The organism is Acinetobacter sp. GRABPA_MV_2 (assembly GCF_056725885.1).
This window is the reverse complement of the sequence record NZ_JBWZNA010000004.1, coordinates 83,034-102,115: the sequence shown is the minus strand read 5'-3', so window position 1 is coordinate 102,115 and position 19,082 is coordinate 83,034. Positions and strand designations below refer to the sequence as shown.

The 19,082-nt window shown below is 39.5% G+C and carries 19 protein-coding genes; 11 read left to right on the top strand and 8 right to left on the bottom strand.

Features of this window, described 5'->3' with window-relative positions:
• Position 1: 1 nt before the first annotated feature.
• From fadA to ACXM0J_RS05330, 3 genes are all read right to left on the bottom strand, one after another.
• Positions 2–1,174 carry an acetyl-CoA C-acyltransferase FadA gene (gene fadA / locus ACXM0J_RS05340; protein WP_005065826.1) on the bottom strand — a complete coding sequence of 391 codons (1,173 nt, stop codon included), beginning with the start codon at positions 1,172–1,174 and terminating at the stop codon, positions 2–4.
• 12 nt (positions 1,175–1,186) lie between these two features.
• On the bottom strand, positions 1,187–3,340 hold the full coding sequence (gene fadB / locus ACXM0J_RS05335; protein ID WP_086264348.1) for a fatty acid oxidation complex subunit alpha FadB: 2,154 nt from the start codon (positions 3,338–3,340) through the stop codon (positions 1,187–1,189).
• Between the two features lie 150 nt (positions 3,341–3,490).
• On the bottom strand, positions 3,491–3,607 hold the full coding sequence (locus ACXM0J_RS05330) for a hypothetical protein (protein WP_086264367.1): 117 nt from the start codon (positions 3,605–3,607) through the stop codon (positions 3,491–3,493).
• A 306-nt stretch (positions 3,608–3,913) separates the two neighbouring features.
• Between ACXM0J_RS05330 and lpxO the strand changes: the two genes are divergently transcribed.
• Entirely contained in the window at positions 3,914–4,828 is a 915-nt protein-coding gene (lpxO, locus tag ACXM0J_RS05325) for a lipid A hydroxylase LpxO (RefSeq protein WP_000598895.1), read from the top strand.
• A gap of 345 nt (positions 4,829–5,173) precedes the next feature.
• Here lpxO and ACXM0J_RS05320 read toward each other — a convergent pair whose 3' ends face one another.
• Positions 5,174–5,545: a transposase gene (locus ACXM0J_RS05320; RefSeq protein ID WP_086264347.1), complete on the bottom strand. Its 372-nt coding sequence runs from the start codon at positions 5,543–5,545 to the stop codon at positions 5,174–5,176.
• A 139-nt stretch (positions 5,546–5,684) separates the two neighbouring features.
• On the opposite strand from ACXM0J_RS05320, the gene ACXM0J_RS05315 reads away from it, so the two are divergent.
• The 6 genes from ACXM0J_RS05315 (at position 5,685) to ACXM0J_RS05290 (ending at position 11,363) form a co-directional block, all read left to right on the top strand.
• On the top strand, positions 5,685–6,215 hold the full coding sequence (locus ACXM0J_RS05315) for a CHAP domain-containing protein (protein WP_086264365.1): 531 nt from the start codon (positions 5,685–5,687) through the stop codon (positions 6,213–6,215).
• A 133-nt stretch (positions 6,216–6,348) separates the two neighbouring features.
• Entirely contained in the window at positions 6,349–8,148 is a 1,800-nt protein-coding gene (uvrC, locus tag ACXM0J_RS05310) for an excinuclease ABC subunit UvrC (protein ID WP_002114749.1), read from the top strand.
• Positions 8,149–8,269: 121 nt separating this feature from the next.
• Positions 8,270–9,064 carry a thioesterase family protein gene (locus ACXM0J_RS05305; RefSeq protein WP_032053002.1) on the top strand — a complete coding sequence of 265 codons (795 nt, stop codon included), beginning with the start codon at positions 8,270–8,272 and terminating at the stop codon, positions 9,062–9,064.
• A gap of 118 nt (positions 9,065–9,182) precedes the next feature.
• Positions 9,183–9,770: a CDP-diacylglycerol--glycerol-3-phosphate 3-phosphatidyltransferase gene (gene pgsA / locus ACXM0J_RS05300; protein ID WP_002114808.1), complete on the top strand. Its 588-nt coding sequence runs from the start codon at positions 9,183–9,185 to the stop codon at positions 9,768–9,770.
• Between the two features lie 130 nt (positions 9,771–9,900).
• Positions 9,901–10,755 carry a methylated-DNA--[protein]-cysteine S-methyltransferase gene (locus ACXM0J_RS05295; RefSeq protein WP_139841452.1) on the top strand — a complete coding sequence of 285 codons (855 nt, stop codon included), beginning with the start codon at positions 9,901–9,903 and terminating at the stop codon, positions 10,753–10,755.
• Positions 10,752–11,363, top strand: coding sequence for an alpha-ketoglutarate-dependent dioxygenase AlkB family protein (locus ACXM0J_RS05290; RefSeq protein ID WP_032012481.1), 612 nt, complete (start codon positions 10,752–10,754; stop codon positions 11,361–11,363). Before ACXM0J_RS05295 ends, ACXM0J_RS05290 begins: the two co-directional genes overlap by 4 nt.
• Before the next feature lie 184 nt (positions 11,364–11,547).
• Here ACXM0J_RS05290 and ACXM0J_RS05285 read toward each other — a convergent pair whose 3' ends face one another.
• Positions 11,548–12,321 (bottom strand): IclR family transcriptional regulator, encoded by a 774-nt coding sequence (locus tag ACXM0J_RS05285; RefSeq protein ID WP_002114686.1) that lies wholly within the window; start codon positions 12,319–12,321, stop codon positions 11,548–11,550.
• 367 nt (positions 12,322–12,688) lie between these two features.
• Here ACXM0J_RS05285 and ACXM0J_RS05280 point away from each other — a divergent pair, with 367 nt between their 5' ends.
• The 4 genes from ACXM0J_RS05280 to ACXM0J_RS05265 are packed head-to-tail and all read left to right on the top strand — an operon-like array spanning position 12,689 to position 16,150.
• Positions 12,689–12,820 (top strand): hypothetical protein, encoded by a 132-nt coding sequence (locus tag ACXM0J_RS05280; RefSeq protein ID WP_002115031.1) that lies wholly within the window; start codon positions 12,689–12,691, stop codon positions 12,818–12,820.
• Entirely contained in the window at positions 12,811–14,910 is a 2,100-nt protein-coding gene (locus tag ACXM0J_RS05275) for an FUSC family protein (protein WP_086264346.1), read from the top strand. The genes ACXM0J_RS05280 and ACXM0J_RS05275 overlap by 10 nt, the downstream gene beginning before the upstream one ends.
• A complete protein-coding gene (locus ACXM0J_RS05270) occupies positions 14,903–15,109 on the top strand; it encodes a DUF1656 domain-containing protein (RefSeq protein WP_002115096.1) in 207 nt (68 codons plus the stop codon). The genes ACXM0J_RS05275 and ACXM0J_RS05270 overlap by 8 nt, the downstream gene beginning before the upstream one ends.
• A gap of 39 nt (positions 15,110–15,148) precedes the next feature.
• Entirely contained in the window at positions 15,149–16,150 is a 1,002-nt protein-coding gene (locus ACXM0J_RS05265; protein ID WP_002114928.1) for an HlyD family secretion protein, read from the top strand.
• A gap of 31 nt (positions 16,151–16,181) precedes the next feature.
• Here the strand turns inward: ACXM0J_RS05265 and ruvX are convergent, their stop codons facing one another.
• The 3 genes from ruvX to recN all read right to left on the bottom strand — a co-directional run bounded on the left by ruvX (position 16,182) and on the right by recN (position 18,969).
• Positions 16,182–16,622: a Holliday junction resolvase RuvX gene (gene ruvX / locus ACXM0J_RS05260; RefSeq protein ID WP_002115066.1), complete on the bottom strand. Its 441-nt coding sequence runs from the start codon at positions 16,620–16,622 to the stop codon at positions 16,182–16,184.
• Positions 16,622–17,176, bottom strand: coding sequence for a YqgE/AlgH family protein (locus tag ACXM0J_RS05255; protein WP_002114753.1), 555 nt, complete (start codon positions 17,174–17,176; stop codon positions 16,622–16,624). Before ACXM0J_RS05255 ends, ruvX begins: the two co-directional genes overlap by 1 nt.
• A gap of 125 nt (positions 17,177–17,301) precedes the next feature.
• On the bottom strand, positions 17,302–18,969 hold the full coding sequence (recN, locus tag ACXM0J_RS05250) for a DNA repair protein RecN (protein ID WP_086264345.1): 1,668 nt from the start codon (positions 18,967–18,969) through the stop codon (positions 17,302–17,304).
• Positions 18,970–19,082 lie beyond the last annotated feature (113 nt).

Genomic DNA, 19,082 nt, shown 5'->3' with positions numbered 1-19,082 from the left:
ATTAAACACGTTCGATTACTGTTGCAATACCTTGACCAAGGCCGATACACATGGTCGCAAGACCGATTTGAGTATCTTGTTGTTCCATTACGTTCAACAACGTAGTGGTGATACGTGCACCAGAACAGCCTAGTGGGTGACCCAAAGCAATCGCACCACCATTTAAGTTAATGATGTCTTGCTTGTCATAAATACCTAAGCCTTTCATTACTGATAAGCCTTGAGCAGCAAATGCTTCGTTTAACTCGATAGTTTGAATATCAGCCATCGTTAAACCAGCACGTTTAAGCGCTTTTTGAGTTGCTGGAACTGGACCGTAACCCATGATTGCTGCGTCACAACCTGCAACTGCCATAGAGCGAATTACAGCGCGTGGTTTTAAACCTAACGCTTGTGCGCGTTCAGCAGACATAAGTAACATTGCAGAAGCACCGTCAGATAAAGCTGAAGATGTAGCCGCAGTTACAGTACCGCCTTTCGGGTCAAATACAGGACGTAATGCTTTGAACGCTTCAAGGTTTGCATCTGGACGAATTACTTCGTCGATGTCGCAAAGGATTTTAAAACCATTTGCATCGTGGCCTTCAACACCAACGATTTCATTTTTGAAACGACCTTCTTGAGTCGCAGCCCAAGCACGGCGGTGAGATTCAACACCAAAAGCGTCTTGTTCTTCACGGCTAATGCCATTCATGCGACCTAACATTTCAGCAGTTAAGCCCATCATGTTAGATGCTTTTGCATAGTGTTTAGATGCTTCTGGGTTTAGGTCGATGCCATGCATCATACCTACGTGACCCATGTGCTCTACACCACCAATAATGAAAATATCACCTTGGTTTGTTGCAATCTGTGCAGCAGCAGTATGAAGCGCTTGCATAGAAGAACCACAAAGACGGTTTACTGTTTGACCAGCAACAGTTTTTGGTAAGTCAGCCAATAGGCCGATGTTACGGCCAATGTTCATACCTTGTTCTAGAGTCTGGTTTACACAACCCCAGATCAGGTCCTCAACTTCGTTTACATCAAACTGGTTACGAGCAACGAGTGCACGAACCAATTCAGCAGATAAGCTGTCAGCACGTACATTACGGAACATACCGTTTTTGGTTTTACCCATTGCAGAACGTACGCCATCAACGATGACAACGTCACGTGGATTTAAAGTAGCCATTCACGTTGCTCCTTAACCGTAGAATTTTTTGTTGTTAGCAGCCATGTCACGCAACATTTGTGGCGCTTCATAAGCCTTACCTAAGTGTGCATATTTGTCGCAAAGTGCAACGTATTCAGCAACACCTGTTTGGTCGATATAACGACATGGACCACCACGGAATGGAGGGAAACCTACACCCATAATCATTGCCATGTCTGCTTCAGCAGCAGTTGCAACAATGTTGTCTTCTAAGCAACGAACTGTTTCGTTACAGAAAGCAAGCATCATGCGGTCAATGATTTCTTGGTTATCAAACTCGCGTTTTTCACCAGTAACGAAAGGAGCAATGATTTCATATGCTGTTGGATCAACAGTTTTTGCTTTCTTGCCTTTCTTATCGAGTTCGTATTTGTAGAAACCAACGTCATTCTTTTGACCAAGACGTTTAGCTTCGTACATTGCTTGGATAGAACCTTTAAAGTCTGGCTTCATACGGTCTGGGAAACCTTCAGCCATAACTTCTGCACCATGTACACCTGTGTCGATACCTACAACGTCGATAAGGTAAGCAGGGCCCATTGGCCAGCCAAACTTAGACATTACATTGTCAACTTGCTGGAAGTCTGCGCCGTCTTTTACAAGAAGGTCAAATGCACCAAAGTAAGGGAACAATACACGGTTAACCAAGAACCCTGGGCAGTCGTTTACAACGATTGGTGTTTTACCCATTTTTTGAGCAAGAACAACAGTAGTTGCAATCGCTTCTTCAGAAGTCTTTTCACCACGAATCACTTCTACAAGCGGCATCATGTGAACTGGGTTGAAGAAGTGCATACCAACGAAGTTTTCAGGACGTTGTAATGCTTTTGCTAAACGCGTGATTGAAATCGTAGAAGTATTAGAAGCAATAATCGTATTTTCACGAACATTCTTTTCAGTGTCTGCAAGAACGATTTCTTTTACTTTTGGATTTTCTGTAACTGCTTCGATCACGATATCAACTTCTTTAAACTCATCGTAGCTTAAAGTAGGACGGATACGTGCAAGCGTTTCACCCATTTGCGCAGGTTTCATTTTCTTGCGTTCAACTTGTTTAGTTAACAAGCTGTTCGCTTCTTTCATACCTAGAGCAAGTTGTGGATTACCAATATCTTTCATGATAATTGGTGTACCTTTGCTTGCCGCTTGGTAAGCAATACCACCACCCATGATACCAGCGCCAAGTACAGCTGCTTGGTTTACAGGGTGTGCACCTTTTTCATATTTTTTAGCAGTTTTCTTAACAACTTGATCATTGAGGAATAAACCAATCAATGCACCAGCTTGTGGTGTAATCGCAGCTTTTGCAAAGCCTTCAGCTTCAGCTTTTAATGCTTCGTCACGCGCAAGGCTTGCACCTGCTTGTAATGAATCAAGTAATAATTTTGGAGCAGGGTATTGAGCAGGATTTGCTTTTGCAAGCACTGCACCTTTTGCAGTATTGAACGCCATCATTTGTTCAAGCGGGTTCAATTTTACAGCTTCAAGTTTTTCTTGACGTTTTGCTTTCCAGTTTAAACGACCAGAAATTGCTTGCTTAACTAAGTCAGTTGCAGCTTCAAGTAATTTATCAGCAGCTACAACCGCATCTACAGCACCATCTTTTAGAGCAGCAGCCGGTTTTTTAGGAGTAGCCATCGCCATCCATTCTACCGCGTTGTCGATACCGATCAGACGGCTTAAACGTACGCTACCACCGAAACCTGGGTAGATACCGAGTTTAATTTCTGGTAAGCCCACTTGTGCAGCTTCTGACATCACACGATAGTCACAAACTAAACACATTTCAAAACCGCCACCTAACGCCATACCGTTAATAGCAACTACTTTTGGAATCTCTAAATCTTCAAAGCTATTGAAGATTTCGTGAACAGGCATAAGCCAGTCAACAATCGCTTTTTCGCCTTGTGCGAAGTTTTCACCAAACTCGGTAATGTCTGCCCCAACAATAAATGTCGATTTGCCTGAGGTAACAACTAAGCCTTTAATATCATTATTTGCTTTTACCGCAGCAATAGCAGCTTGGAAATCTTCAATTGTTGCACGGTTAAATTTATTGACCGACTCACCTTGTAAGTCAAAGCGGAATTCTGCAATTCCGTCCGAAAGCATTTGGACGGTAATGGCATTGCCAGCGTGGATCATGCCTGATCTCCTTAGTTTTGGAGGACTTCTAAGTTGATGTTATGAAGCGTGTGCACATCTTAGGTACACATTTATGCTTCGCTAATCTTACGATAACTATATCTAAAAAAAACCTGACAAGTTGTATCAAGCCGTGACGCAAGGGTCATCTTATTTACTATTCAATTCATCTATATGAAATGCATAAAAGAAATCATAAAGATAGGTGCTAGTCCAACACATTTGTTTTAATTTAATTTTTTCTTTATAACGCATCGCGATTATCAAATTTTTATATAAAAACGAGTAACTTTTAAAAGTTAATTTTTTGTCAAAAATGTCAATTGTTAGTAGGATCATCTCTAAATAACAGTAGCAATAGTGATAAATTTTCACTTCCTTAAAGTTATGGAAAAATACACTATATTTAAAATTTTTATTACAACAGTATTGTCTATTATTTGACTTAATTTTTTTACATTCGCTTTTTCTAAGTCAATTTTGTTAAAATTTGCGCCAATTAAATAAACTTCCGGTTTCTCTCTCCTTAAATATAAGGTGAAGTTGCCCCTAATCTTTTGAAAGAGTAGCAATATGATTAAGTGGATCATATTAGCGATTTTTGTGATATCAGCATTGTATATCCAACATCGCGGCAAAGTGCGTCACTCGTTTTATCGTCAATTTTTTGACCATTCAACCTTACTCGCACCGATTAACTTTTTAATGTACATCTTTTCAAAGGTGCCGAATCAGCCTTATATCGACACACAGCATTTTAAAGATTTAAAAGTGCTGGATGAAAATTGGGAAATGATTCGTGATGAAGCGAAAGCTTTATATGACCAAGGTGGGATTAAAGCTTCAAGTACCTATAACGACTTAGGTTTTAACTCATTCTTTAAAACAGGTTGGAAGCGTTTTTACCTCAAATGGTATGAATCTAGTCATCCATCTGCTGCTGAGCTTTGCCCAAAAACTACAGCACTTCTTAAAACATTGCCGACAATTAAAGCAGCAATGTTTACCGAACTTGCACCTGATAGCCGTTTGGTGAAACACCGCGACCCTTATGCAGGTTCACTGCGTTATCATTTAGGTTTAATTACACCAAATGATGACCGTTGTTTTATTGATGTCGATGGCGAAAGATATTCTTGGCGCGATGGTCAAAGTGTTGTGTTTGATGAAACTTATATTCACTATGCTGAAAATAAGACTGATCAAAACCGTATTATTTTCTTTGCAGACGTTGAACGTCCAATGAAAGTAAAATGGATGGAGCGTTTCAACCATTGGTTTGGTCGTAATGTGATGACTGCTGCAAGCTCACCGAATGAAACAGGCGACCAAACAGGTGGTCTAAATAAAGCTTTTGGTTATGTCTATCAAATTCGTATTAAAGCTAAGGCTTTAAAAGCTAAAAACCGTAAGTTGTATTACTTCTTAAAATGGTTCTTGATGCTTGGGATTTTCTTCCTGATTTTTGTTCGACCATATGTATTTTAATTAAAGCGCCCGAAAGGGCGTTTTTTATTTTGAGCTAAAATAGCCTGTTATAAGGAATAGATTATTAATAAAATGATTAGTCAATAAGTTTACCATTTTTGAAAACTTGAATAAGACTTCCTTGCCAACCATAGATGACAACACGATCTATCTCTGATTCAATCATTAAATATCCTTTTTCTATATCGCCTTCAACAATAATCTCACTTCAGAATTTGATTCAATATTATATTCTTCTGCCCAAGGTTCTAGTATTAATTTTATTTTCTCGTTTTTTGAGTTTTTATAAATAATCTTTTGTTTTAATCTCATAACTATATCTCCCTCGTTATAATTCCTTATATATCATTGTGATCTGTTTCTTTCTGTTATTTGGGTAAGGAATTCATCTTGTAGATCTCCATTTAAAATTACTGTCTTCTTATTTTCTGTATATGTCAGTGTAAAGTCACCAGAGATCTGATTTAAGCTCACAGGACCATCAATAATCCCTAAAATTGTACTTGTAGTATCAATAGTCGTCTGTTTAATGATTTTAAATAAGGTTTCCTTATCTTTTTGAGATAAAGATTGATAAAAAGTGAGAGCATCAAACCAGTAGGGATCTTTTTTAATTTTATTATCCATTAAGGTAGATGAATAAATCTGTTGATAAGTATCGATATATTCATCTGAAACAGTATTTATAAGTTCTTTGACAAATTCTTTATTATTCATAGAAATTAACCTTTATTAAATTTTGTGACCTATTTCACAGTGCTGGCAATTTGTTACAACTATTAAAAGCCAACAGGTAATTTTGATTCTACAATGGCGCGGTTTTTTCGAAGACTGGTCAGCGGAAGTAGGTTTTAAAATGGCTCATGCTCATCACACAGCTCATGCACATGTTCATCATATCGAAGAGAGAAAAGAAGACAGTTCTCAAGGCGATTTAAAAACAAAAGTGATGTTAAGACAAGCCGCTTCGACGACTGAAAAATCTAAACGATCTAGAACTAAAAATCATAAAACTGAAGACCAAAATATTAATTTGCATAAGTTCTCGAGTAAGCTCGAAAGTATCTCTGCCAACCATAGTAAAGAGAAATGCGCCAAAAATATCCGTATTGCTCTACAAGCGGCTGGAGCAGATGTGTCAAAGCATCCTGTAGCTGCTTCTGATTGGGGGCAAACGTTAGAAAAGAATGGTTATAAGAAAATTAAACCTGCTTTTAACCGTCCACAAGAAGGTGACATTTACATTATTGAGCGAACAAGTGGTCACACCTATGGTCATATTGCAGGCTATACGGGCAATGGTTGGTTCTCGGATTTTCGTCAAAAAACCTATGCGGTGTATAAAGAAAAAGACGTTAAATATAGTTACTATCGTCTAGATTCTTAAGCAAGTACGACACAGTCTGTCGGATCATATCTAAATCTATTTCCAAATTTATGTTCTGGCACAGTAAAGCACTTGAAAAGTAAGGATGAAAACATCACATTAGGTATTCAGTATTAAGCCATGCATGCCAATAGTGAATCAAAACGCTCGTCCTCATATTGAAAAAATTTTAGCCAACATGACCCAGCTTCCAGGTGTTTATAAAATGCTAGGGAAAGAGGGTGAATTGTTATATGTCGGTAAAGCAAAAAATCTAAAAAATCGGGTGTCGAGTTATTTTGTTAAAACGATTGAGCATCCTAAAACACAAGCTTTAGTTGCGCGAATTTATGATATTGAAACTTTGGTTACTCGTTCAGAAACCGAAGCTTTACTCTTAGAACAAAACTTAATTAAACAACACCGCCCGCCTTATAACATTATGCTGCGGGACGATAAGTCTTATGTCTATATTTTTGTTTCGGCTGATAAGCCTTATCCTCGGCTTGCCAGTGGGCGTGGTAAAGGTAAGCACCAAATTGGTAAGTTTTTTGGCCCGTACCCAAGTGCCTATAGTGCACGAGATACGTTACTGGTTTTGCAAAAACTTTTTAATGTGCGTCAGTGCGAAAATAGTTATTTTTCACAGCGCAAGCGTCCATGTTTGCAATATCAAATCAAGCGATGTTCCGCCCCTTGTGTAGGTCTGATTTCACCCGAAGATTATAAAGAAGACGTTAATAATAGTATTCGCTTTTTGCAAGGTGATACCAAAGAGCTTAATCAAGAGCTCATTGCCAAAATGGAACAAGCAGCGGCTGAGCTTGAATTTGAAAAAGCTGTTTTTTACCGTGATCGATTGTCTTTACTGCGTGAAGTTCAAGCGCAACAAGCCGTGTTTAAAGTCAAAGGCGAAGCGGATATTCTGGCAATTGCATATCAGGCAGGTGTGACATGCGTGCAAATTATGTATGTACGCAATGGGCGAATGCTGGGTGGAAAAAGTTATTTCCCAGACATGCTCGGTGATGATCTTGGGCAAATGCTGAGTGACTTTATGGCGAACTTTTACTTTCAGGTCGCAGATGAAGTACCGAATGAGCTTATCGTAAATATTGCTTTGCCTGACTGTAAAGAATTAGAAGAAGCGTTGGCACAGCAATTTGGCAAAAAGGTTCAGATTAAGAGTAATGTTCGAGAAACTCGTGCCGAGTGGCTAGAGTTAGCTGAAATGAACGTTCAACATGCCATTAAGGGGCAGTTGAGTAATCATTTAGAACTTAATGAGCGTTTCCATCAGTTAGAGCAAGTAGTGGGAAGACCTGTCGATCGTATTGAGTGTTTTGATATTAGTCATACCATGGGGGAAGCCCCAATTGCCTCATGTGTTGTGTTTGATCAAGGGGGCGCTCGTAAGCGTGACTATCGCCAATTTGCGATTCAAGACATTACAGCAGGCGATGACTATGCTGCTATGCGTCAAGCTTTAACACGACGTTATAAAAAGGCCATATTGCCTGATTTGCTGTTGATTGATGGTGGTAAAGGCCAGCTCCATATGGCAATGGAAGTCATGCAAGAGCTTGGGCTGGACGCTTTTATGGTAGGTGTATCTAAAGGTGAAGGGCGTAAACCCGGACTTGAAACTCTGCATTTTACCGATGGCACAAAAATCCAGTTACCGGAAGACCATAAGGCATTGCATTTAATTCAGCAGGTGCGTGATGAAGCCCATCGTTTTGCGATTACCAAGCATCGTGCTAAACGTGACAAACGTCGAAGTACCTCAGTTTTAGAAGCAATTCCAGGGTTAGGGCCAAAGCGCCGTCGAGATTTATTAACCCATTTTGGTGGGATTCAAGGTGTTTTAAAAGCATCTGAAAAAGAGCTTACCCTTGTGCCTGGTTTTGGTGAAATGATGGCAAGAACGATTTATAAAATTCTGCATGAATAACGATAGGTTTCTATGCCGAGTGACCAAATAGTTGGTATATAAGTAGAAGAATGATCATTCACATTCCCTTTAAAATGATGAAAGATGTTTCATCAAGAGTCGGAGTGCTTTAGGGAAGTAAATGTCATTACTGCAATTGTTTGAAGAAATAAAGCAAAAGGAATCGATTGAAATACCTGAAGGGTGGTTACAAGGACGAACTGTTTTTGGTGGTCTTGTTGCTGGACTACTCATGCAAAAAGCTTGTTGCAATATTCAAGATCCAAATAAAAGATTATTAAGTTGTAGTGTTACTTTCGTGGGCCCTGTACAGCAGGGACCTGCCCAATTGACTATTGAAATTTTAAGAGAAGGAAAGTCGGTCACTACACTTGAAACACGTTTATGGCAAGATGGGGCGGTACAAACGATTTTGGTCGCAAGCTTTGGTGTGCCTCGTGCATCGAATATTGAAGTGCGACATGAGCCTATCGTTCCAGTTTATAGGCAACCTGAAGAGTTGCAACCTATTCCTTTTGCTAGACAAATGCCAGAATGCTATCAACATTTTGATGTATGTTGGGCAGAAGGTCATTATCCTGTTACAGGAAGTCAGTATGCTGACTTTGGAGGATGGTCAAGGTTTAATCCCGATAAGCATGAAAATCGTCAAATGACTTTGCCAGATTTAATTGTTTTGATGGATATTTGGCCGCCTGGTGTCTTGCCAATGTTTAAGCAAGTTGCTCCTGCGAGCTCTTTAACTTGGCACATTACCTATGTACATCCGTTTCCACATCAATTGTGTGACTGGTTTAAATATAAAGTGGTAACTGAATATGCAGGTGAAGGTTATTCCACAGAATATGCCCATCTTTGGGACCAAAATGATCATTTAATTGCAATTTTACGGCAAACTGTTACGGTATTTACCTAAGCAGTCCACTTCCTCGATTCATATATTTCGTATAAAGTGGCTGTTACAGATAGATACAATATTGAAGAAAGTATTTTTGTCTGTTACAAGATGCATGAAGACTTAATTGGCGGTGTTTATGACCACAGGGCGAATCCTGAATATCCCAAATATCCTAACATTAGCGCGTATTGCGCTTATTCCTGTATTTTTGGTGATCGCATATTGGCCGCCTGCAATGGGTATTGGTGAGCATGAAGGAAGTATGAGTCGTCATATTATCTTGACGGCTATTTTTGTGTTTGCTGCTATTACCGATTGGTTTGATGGCTATTTGGCACGAACTTTAAACCAAACTTCAGCATTTGGCCGTTTTTTAGATCCAGTTGCAGATAAGCTCATGGTGGCGGCTGCACTGATCGTTTTAGTACAGTGGAATCCAACGATCTCAATGGCCTTTGCAGCAATTGTGATTATTTCACGCGAAATTACAGTTTCTGCTTTACGTGAATGGATGGCGGAACTTGGCGCACGAACCAGTGTGGCAGTATCGACTGTAGGTAAATATAAAACAGCCTTTCAGATGATTGCCATTAGTGTGTTCTTACTTAATTGGCAGCCTTTAGAAATGCTCGCATATGCTTTGTTATATACAGCAGTCATTTTAACTTTATGGTCAATGTTTATTTATCTTAAAGCAGCTTGGCCTTATTTAAAGCAACCTTAAGTGCTGCATATTGAATGATTAAGCCTTTCTACAATGAAAGGCTTTTTTTATTTTTAAAGAGTGCAAGAATCGGGTCGTCATAGGGCTTTGGCTACTTTAATGTAAGATATAAGTGCTAAGGAGGTGACACATGCAAATGCTTTCTTCTCGGCAATTTGCTGTAATTGCCACTGTGATTGAATATTTATATGAACATTTAGATCAGCAACCCAGTCTTGACGATGTTGCGAGTCATATGAATTTAAGCCCAAGCTATATTCAACGCCAGTTTCAGGAATGGGTAGGGATTAGCCCCAAAAAATTTGTGCAATATATGAGTTTGCAACAGGCCAAATATCATCTGTTGCAACAACGGAGTTTATTGGAAACTGCTTTAAATACGGGTTTATCTGGCACAGGACGTTTACACGATCTGTTTATTCAGCTTGAAGGGATGACGCCTGGTGAATATAAACAACAAGGCGAAGGCGTTATTCTTAATTATTCGGTTGAGACAAGCCCCTTTGGTGAGTTGTTGGTTGTCAGTAGTGAAAAAGGGATATGTTCTATAAGGTTTATCGAAACTCACGAGAATATTGAACAACTAATTAAGCAGTACTTTCCGAAAGCTCAATTGAAAAATCAGTCACCGATTTGGCATCAACAAATTTCAAAGTGGTTTGAACAGGATTTTTCAGAACATTTACAGCAAAAACTTCCTCTTAATTTGGCTGGAACTCCATTTCAGCTACAAGTATGGGAGGCCTTGCTCACCATTCCAGAAGGCCAATTGCGGACTTATCAAGATATTGCAGAGCAAATTGGGAAGCCTAAAGCAGTTAGAGCCGTTGCTACAGCAATTGGACAAAATCCGATTGCATATCTGATTCCCTGTCATCGAGTGATCCGTGCCACAGGGATGGTTGGAGAATATCATTGGCAAAAGGGGCGTAAATTGGCATTGTTAGCTTGGGAGATGTCAAAGCAACATGGAGAAACTGTATGACCTTGGATTTATTTTCTCCAGAGCCTTGTGAGAATTTATTACCCTACGATGGTGAAGTTCAGGACTATGGTTGTATTTTAAGCCCAGAAGAAGCTGAACAATATTTTCATTATCTTTATCAACACCTCGCATGGAAACATGACGAGGCTAAGTTGTATGGCAAGCACTTTATTACAGCTCGAAAAGTTGCATGGTATGGAGATGACTACTATCAATATAAATATTCGGGTGTCGCACGTGACTCTTTGCCTTGGGACAAAGCACTCGCCAAACTAAAACAACAGGTAGAGCAAATACTTTCAGAAAAATTTAATTCTTGTTTGGCAAATCTTTATGAAGATGGAACCCAAGGAATGGCTTGGCACAGTGACTCGGATGTTTCTTTGGCAAGAACGACAACAATCGCTTCTTTAAGCTTTGGTGCTACCCGTAAATTTTCTTTTAGGCATATTCAAAGTAAAGAGAAAGTTGAATTGTGGCTACAGCCAGGCCAACTCATTGTGATGCGTGGTGAGACTCAACAATATTGGCAACACCGTTTAAATCGCTCAACAAAGATTTTACAACCACGTATTAATCTTACTTTTCGGCAATTTAAGTTGTTATAAAAATAGGGCAAGAAAAAAGCTCATGATGGTAGCATGAGCTTATTCCTCTGAGGGGGATGCTTCTATTGATGAGCTGCTGATGAAAAGAATCATCAATAGGAGCTAAAATCATAATATGAGAATATTGTGATATATTCAATGTTTTAAAGTGTAAGAAAAGTTTAAATTATCATAAGGTGGGGGTTTAGATTTCCCCTTTTTCAGATAACTCCATAAAACGTTGTTCAATAAGTGCTGCATTTTCTTGCAAAATTTCGATGAGCTTTTCAACATTTAAAAAATCAAAACGATTTTTAGAGGCAACTAAGGTCAAAGCCAAAGGTACTTCTTTGTTTGAAAAACGGACAGGAACCGCTAGACCTGAAACATTTGGGTCAATCTCACCTTGTGAGAAATAGAACCCTTGTTTTTTAATTTTACGCATACGCTGAATAAAGCTTGGTTCATCTTCAGCAAAACCTGATTGTTTTAATTCTTGCTGATAACGGTGGTAGTAGTCTTGCATGCGCTGCTTACTTAAATGCGAAACCATTGTTTTTGGAGATGATCCAACGTAAATCGGTCTTGGGCACCCTCGGCCATATGAAAGTAGCTCAGTGTCTTTAAATATTTCATGATGTATGTCAATGCAATAGTCATCATTTAAATAGGTAAGCAAACAGCACAGTTCGGTACGTTCTACAATATTTCGCATAAACGGTGTGCTGATCTGAACTAATGGATCGGTTGTTCTGGATATATAGTCAAGAACAGCAATTTTTGAGCCTAAGGTATAATCGCCAGAGGTTCCATTAATACGCTTTAATAGATCAGCCGATACTAGTTCTTTGAGGTAACGGTAACTCGTTGGTTTGGACAAGCCAAGTTCTTCGCAAATAATATCGACATTAATGATTGGACGCGAAACTGAAAATAGATCCAGTACTGTTAAAATTTTGCCAAAACTTGAAATTGCCATAATGTCTTGTTCGTATCCTTTAACAACGAGTCATCTTTGAGTTTTTATAACAGAAAAAAAGAAGGTTTGTCTCAATTCTAAAATAAATGCCTGATTTGAGTATTTTACTCTGACAAAGAGAAAACTTCTCTTGGCTTATACATCATATACGATAATTAAAAAATATATCAAATTATCAAATAGAGATATTTTAGTTGACTAAATCGCTTTATTTTGAAAAAATTGACAAACAAAATATCTAATTGAGAAATTGGTCGGTTCCAGATTGATTTCTTGATACCTCTTCTTTCCAAAGCTTGGCCGTTTAAATGGCGCCCAAACTGAAATCATCTCGGCCAATCAGGCGAGATGTGGAAAAATCATTGTATTGAAGGATGCTCCTCATATCATTTGCTTTGAGGCAAATGGCAAAGTTGTGTTGTCTTTAGAAAGACAATCAAATATTGAAGGGCATGCTCATCAGTTCAAATCTGTATTTGAGATGAGTTCATGTTATTAAAGCAAATACTGGCGTTCCGCCCGAGTAGGCTTGATCTGATCTTTGCCTTAAAAACATTTATTGCCGGAATGTTGGCACTATTTGTTTCATTTGAATTAGATCTGATTAATCCGATGTGGTCGATTGGTACGGTCCTGATTATTGCCAATCCATATTCAGGAATGGTGTCCTCTAAATGTGTCTATCGGGTGGTAGGGACAATTGGTGGAGCTGTGATTGCCTTAACTCTAACACCACATTTAATTAATACACCTTGGATATTTACCGTGGTGTTGTCGTTGTGGGTGGGTTTTGCGCTTTATGTGTCGTTACTTGATCGTACTCCACGTAGTTATGCTTTTATGCTGGCGGGTTACTCGACAGCCATGATCGTCTTCAATGCGATTACCTATATTGATCAATACAATATATTCGATATTGCTTTAGCTCGGGTTATAGAAATTTCGATTGGCGTGATTTCAAGTGCAGTGGTTTCTGCCACGATTCTTCCAATGCATATTGGCTCAGCAATTAAACAGCGGGTGATAAAAGCCCTAAAAGATACAGAAAATCTGTTTGCTAATTTATTAAATACAGATTCGCAGCAGAACAATACCCAGCTTTTGGCTGCCATTACTCGCGACACCACAGATATTCATGCCTTGGCAGTACATTTGAGTTATGAAAAGGGTGAACTGCATGGCATGACCAAACCCTTGCAGGAAATGCTTCATCAAATCTCAATGGTGGTCGCTAATCTAGTCGCTTTATCTGAGCGTATCAAGCAGCTCCAAGAACTGCGATTCATCGAGACTCATGCAGAAAAACTGCAACAGCTTTCAGCTCATGTTGTACAGTTTTTAGAGCAAAAAGATCTGATTATTGATGAAAATATTTTGCAGTTGCCTGATGAGTTTGAAAGTGATTTTGCAAGTTTGATGGAATCGGCTTCGACACATCAACAAGTTTTGGTTGCAGCTATGAAAATGGATGTGCGCCATTTCATTAGCAATGTGTTGGCCGTTAAAGTCTTGTGGCAGCGAATTCAGCAAGGTAATAAAGAAATTCCTGACAACATTACCCCAATGACGACCAAATATCCAAGTTTGCACCGTGACCATGGTGTGGCAATACGAGGCGGTATTAGTGCAGTTCTTATTACATTTATTGTGACTGGAGTCTGGATTGTTTCGGGATGGAAAGCTGGATTTATGATGGCACAAATGGGTGCAGTAACCGCCTGTATTTTAACGGCCTTAGATAACCCCGTTCCGGTTCTGCGTATTTTTATCTGGGGCAGTATTGCTTCAGCCGTTTTAGTTTTCGTTTATGCGTTCGGTATTTTTCCACATGTCACAACTTTTTGGGAACTTGGACTGGTTTTATTACCGATGTTCTTATTCGCAGTGTCTATGATGGCTAACCAGATGCTAATGCCAGTAGGAATGGTTTTGGGTATTAATACCATGATGGGACTAAACCTGCACAATGCTTATAGCATGGATGCGGTGTCTTATCTTGATAGTTCATTTGCCATGATCTTAGGTGTTTTAGTGTCTTTGATTGTCATTGATGTTGTTCGTGCCATGTCACCAGACACGAGTGCTAGCCGTATTTTAGCCTTGCATTATCGCGCCATGCGACAAGCGATCTATCTGCCATATGGCCTTGATTTTAAAGTTCATCTACGCAGTATGTTAGATCGGATTGGGATTCTGAACAGCAAAATGGTGCAATCGGATGAGATTAAAGCCTCAATTCAACAAGCACTAATTGAGTCAAGTAGTATTGTTGATTTAAGCCGATTACAAGAGTTGGCTAATCAGTTTCCTCAAACATCCGAACTCACTCAGCATATTGGTGATTTGCAACAAAATCTGGATGAGCTGTTTAGAGCTAAAGAAAATGACGGAAATGATACGACAGCTTTAGTAGAGAAAATCTACCGAGCATTATTTGAATTAAAACAGCTTGCTTCAAATGTTGAAGATATGACTATGCGACAAAGACTACTCATTTCACTGAACAATATTGCTTATAGCATGTGCCATGTTTCATCAGAGCAAATGAATGAAAGCAGCACCCTAAGAGGAGCCACAGCAAATGGGTGAGTTTAATGTTTATGGTATTTATGTGCCTTCTTTGCTCGTTCAAGCACTCTTGGCATATATCTGTTTCCGTGGGTTAAGTCCTTTAACAAATAAGTTGATTGCACAAGGCTGGATTGCATTACCTAGTATTTTTAATTTGTGTTTTTACCTCTTATTACTTTTGGTAATACATCAAATTTTTGTTGGGGTCGGTGCGTAGAGATGTTTGCGAAATTAAAGATTGAGTTAGGTGAGTGAAATGAATCAGGTGGATTTGAAAAAAGTCATCCGTCCAGTAATTTTGATTGTCGCATTAATGGTGGCGGTCTATACCATTGTGCATTTATGGAATTACTATAATGCAGCACCGTGGACGCGTGATGGTCGAGTTCGTGGTGACGTTATTCAAGTATCTTCGGATGTCGCGGGGCTTGTGACAGAAGTATTGGTTCAAGATAACCAGACTGTAAAAAAAGGTCAGGTGCTCTTTAAAATTGATGTTTCTCGCCGAGCTTTAGACGTAGAGCAAGCAAAATCTGATTTAGCAAAAGCAAATGCAGCCTTTGCACAAGCGCAAGCTGGTTTAGCGCAAGCAAAAGCGAACCTGATTAAATCAGATACGAATATTAAGTTAGCCGAGAAAAACGCAAGCCGCTATTCAAATCTTATGGATGGCGCTATCTCTAAACAAGAACAAGATCAGGTTTTCGCAACACGTGATCAATCTCACGCTGAACATGAGCAACTCCAAGCTGCTATTCAACAAGCGGAAGCAACTGTTAAGCAACAACAGGCTCTGATTGAGGCGGCAACGAGCAACTTGCATTTGGCCGAGCTTAATATGCATCGTGCTGCGGTAATTGCTCCAGCTGATGGTACTTTATCTAACTTTGATATGCGTCCAGGTAACTATGTTCAAGTTGGTCAGGCTGTTGCGGCACTACTTGACCGTAAACAACTCTATGTTGTGGGCTATTTTGAAGAGACGAAGTTAAACCGTATTCATGTCGGCGATCAGGCCAGTGTACAGTTAATGGGTGATAGCCAGAAAATTAAAGGCCATGTACAAGGTATTGCATCGGGTATTGAAGATCGTGAACGCTCAAGCAGCTCTAAACTTCTTGCCAATGTAAATCCAACGTTTAGTTGGGTTCGTTTAGCGCAGCGTGTGCCTGTGAAAATCGTATTAGATGAAACACCAAAGAACCAGCTTGCTTTTGTCTCTGGACGTACGGCAACTGTGCATATTATCGAAAAATAAAAAAGGAAGGCTTTAGCCTTCCTTTTTAATATTACGGGGTTAAACCGACTGGATTTCGATACCAACTCTGAATGAGTAAAGCGGCTGCAAAACTATCTGCAGAAAGTTTTTTTGCTCGACCTTGCTCTTGGTAGAAACCGAGTTCTTCTCGTGCTTCACGTGTAGTTAAACGCTCATCTACCATTAATGTTTCAATATTGGTTTGATGGCGTAAACGTCTCGCAAATTTGCGAGCACGTGTAGAAAGTTCTGACTCGCTATCATCCATATTCAAAGGCAAACCAACCAAAAATAGATCAGGTTGCCATTCTTTCACGATTTTTAAGAGTTGATCCCAGTTTGGAATACCATCTTTCATCACAAATAGAGGGAGAGGATTGGCACTTTCAATTGAAGACTGGCCAATCGCCATTCCCATTTTTTGAGTACCAAAGTCAAAAGCCATAATCGATTTTGATTGTGTTTCGGTCATTAAGCATGTCCGATTTCAGATGCTAACCAAGCACGATCTACACCGATTTTTTTATAAGCTGCATCCCAACGATCGTCATAAGGCAGGTTAAAAATCAGATCCATATCGGCATCACAAATGAGCCAGTCACCGCGTGTAATTTCATCTTCTAGCTGGTTTTTACCCCAGCTCGCATAACCTAAAGCAATTTGATATCGACCAACACCTTCATTATGGGCAATCGCATCAAGAATATCTTTACTGGTGGTAATACAAACATTTTCACCTACAGCGATAGATGAATGCCATGTCGGTTGTCCAGTATGAAGAACGAATCCAGCCTCGGGACGTAATGGCCCACCTTGTAAAACCACATGTGGATTTACATTATCTGCTTCAATGTCGAGATCATTGAGTAATTCTTTAATTTGAATGCCGGAAGGGCGGTTAATAATAATGCCTTGAGCACCTTCTTCATCATGACGGGCAAGATAAATTACAGTGTTTGCGAAAAAGTCATCTGCCATTTCTGGCGGGGCAATCAGACAACGGTGAGTCAGATATTGTTTGGTCACCTAAGCGGTTCTCCCTCAAAAAATGTCACTAGAGGGTCTCTCGACCCTTTTATCTATATAGGTTCTTTTTATCAACATACAAGAGTTAATCGGTTTTCGCCAATCTTTTTCTCTCATTTTCTTTATTAATTTGAAGAAGCCTGAAATTTAAGTTGGCGTAATTGTTTTGCGTGTTGCAAGGTTGTTTCATTAATTTCTACACCGCCTGACATGCGTGCTAATTCAGAAATAATTTGATTTTCATCAAGTTGTACAATGGTACTGCTTGCTGGATCAGTTTGTTGTTTCTTCACTAATAAATGCTGATCTGACTGAGCAGCAACTTGTGCTTGGTGAGTAATACATAAAAGTTGAACATGTTGGGCTAGGTCAGCAAGTAAACGACCCACAACTTCTGCGGTTCCACCACTAATCCCGACATCAATTTCATCAAACACTAACACTTCTGCTTCGGTTTTTTCAGCGTTCATGACTTGCATGACAAGTGCAATACGTGAAAGTTCACCACCTGAAGCTACTCGTGCTAATGGTTGTGGAGGAATACCCTTATTGGCAGTAAATAATAGTTGAATAAAGCTTAAGCCTTCAGCGCTAGGTTGCTCTAGTGGTTCAAACTTAAACTCGAAATGTGCCTCTGGCAGCGCTAAAGGTTTAACTTGTTCGGTTAATTGTTTAGCAAGTGGGGCAGCAGCTTCACGACGAATATGATCTAAATGCTGAGCTTTTTCTAAGAATTCCTCATGAGACTTTTCAACTTGCTCTGCCAATGTTTCTGGGTCTTCAAGTTGATGTAATTGCTCAAGCTCATTTTGCCATGCTTCATATTCTTCTTTAAGCGTTTCTGGTTGAGTTCGGTATTTACGTGCTAAACGATGGAAAACTTCAAGTTTAGAGTTGAGCTCTTCCATTCGTTCTGGATCAAAACTTTGTCGATCAATAAATTGACGCAAGTTTGCCGTTGCATCATCTATTTCACTTTGAGCATTCAATAAAGAATTATAAATCTCAGAAAGTTGTTCGCTGCGGCCCGCGTGGGATTCTAATCTGCGAATAATCGAAGACATTTCTTGAGTAATGTTTTGCTCAGCTTCATCTAAAACATTTAAGCTATAGCTACAGTCTTGCATGATATGTTCATGATGACTGAGGCGATCGAACTCTTGCTCAATTTCTTTATAGTCAGTTTGAATGACCTCTTCGAGTTCTTCAATTTGATGCTCTAAAGTACCAATACGTTGCAGTCGGGTTGCTTGTGCATCTAAGGCTGCCTGATGCAAACGGATGGTACGTTGCCATGTGCTATAGGCTTCACGTACATCGTTCGCTTCAGCATAAAAATTGTTATAACGGTCTAGCCAATGCTTTGGATAAGGCGGTTCAAGCAGCTGCTGCTGGCTGTGCTGACTATAGAGTTGAACCAGCAAACGGCCTAACTCTTTAAGTTCAGATAGACTGCTCGGGCGACCATTAACCCATGCTTTGCTGCGTCCGGTTGCAAAAATAACACGACGTAAATGAATTTCCCCAGAATCATCATCTAGCTCATGGTCTTGGAGCCATTTTGCTTCAGGACTATTATTCTGATAGGTAAAAACAGCGGTGATATCCGCTTTGTCCGAACCATAACGGACATAATTTGTATCTGTACGTTCCCCTAGGCAGGCAGAGAGTGCATCCAGTAATAATGATTTTCCGGCACCTGTTTCGCCTGTTAGAACATTAAATCCTTGTTCTATATCAATAGCCAAATGATCAGCTAATGCAAAATTAATTAAAGTTAAATGTGTGAGCATAAACGCATCCAACGCGCCAAATTATGGGTTAAAGATAGAGAAGTTTTGAATTTGCTACAAGTGATCTATTATTCTAACTGAAATTATAGAACAGCAAGATTGCGGATATTTAC

Excerpts from the sequence above, each read along its gene's own strand:
- ACXM0J_RS05270 (WP_002115096.1), top strand. The coding sequence starts at position 14,903 with ATGGGTGAGTTTAATGTTTATGGTATTTATGTGCCTTCTTTGCTCGTT.
- ACXM0J_RS05285 (WP_002114686.1), bottom strand. The coding sequence starts at position 12,321 with ATGGCAATTTCAAGTTTTGGCAAAATTTTAACAGTACTGGATCTATTT.
- ACXM0J_RS05295 (WP_139841452.1), top strand. The coding sequence starts at position 9,901 with ATGCAAATGCTTTCTTCTCGGCAATTTGCTGTAATTGCCACTGTGATT.
- ACXM0J_RS05275 (WP_086264346.1), top strand. The coding sequence starts at position 12,811 with ATGTTATTAAAGCAAATACTGGCGTTCCGCCCGAGTAGGCTTGATCTG.
- fadB (WP_086264348.1), bottom strand. The coding sequence starts at position 3,340 with ATGATCCACGCTGGCAATGCCATTACCGTCCAAATGCTTTCGGACGGA.
- ACXM0J_RS05305 (WP_032053002.1), top strand. The coding sequence starts at position 8,270 with ATGTCATTACTGCAATTGTTTGAAGAAATAAAGCAAAAGGAATCGATT.
- lpxO (WP_000598895.1), top strand. The coding sequence starts at position 3,914 with ATGATTAAGTGGATCATATTAGCGATTTTTGTGATATCAGCATTGTAT.
- ruvX (WP_002115066.1), bottom strand. The coding sequence starts at position 16,622 with ATGACCGAAACACAATCAAAATCGATTATGGCTTTTGACTTTGGTACT.
- fadA (WP_005065826.1), bottom strand. The coding sequence starts at position 1,174 with ATGGCTACTTTAAATCCACGTGACGTTGTCATCGTTGATGGCGTACGT.
- ACXM0J_RS05320 (WP_086264347.1), bottom strand. The coding sequence starts at position 5,545 with ATGAATAATAAAGAATTTGTCAAAGAACTTATAAATACTGTTTCAGAT.
- ACXM0J_RS05315 (WP_086264365.1), top strand. The coding sequence starts at position 5,685 with ATGGCTCATGCTCATCACACAGCTCATGCACATGTTCATCATATCGAA.
- ACXM0J_RS05265 (WP_002114928.1), top strand. The coding sequence starts at position 15,149 with ATGAATCAGGTGGATTTGAAAAAAGTCATCCGTCCAGTAATTTTGATT.
- recN (WP_086264345.1), bottom strand. The coding sequence starts at position 18,969 with ATGCTCACACATTTAACTTTAATTAATTTTGCATTAGCTGATCATTTG.
- pgsA (WP_002114808.1), top strand. The coding sequence starts at position 9,183 with ATGACCACAGGGCGAATCCTGAATATCCCAAATATCCTAACATTAGCG.
- ACXM0J_RS05290 (WP_032012481.1), top strand. The coding sequence starts at position 10,752 with ATGACCTTGGATTTATTTTCTCCAGAGCCTTGTGAGAATTTATTACCC.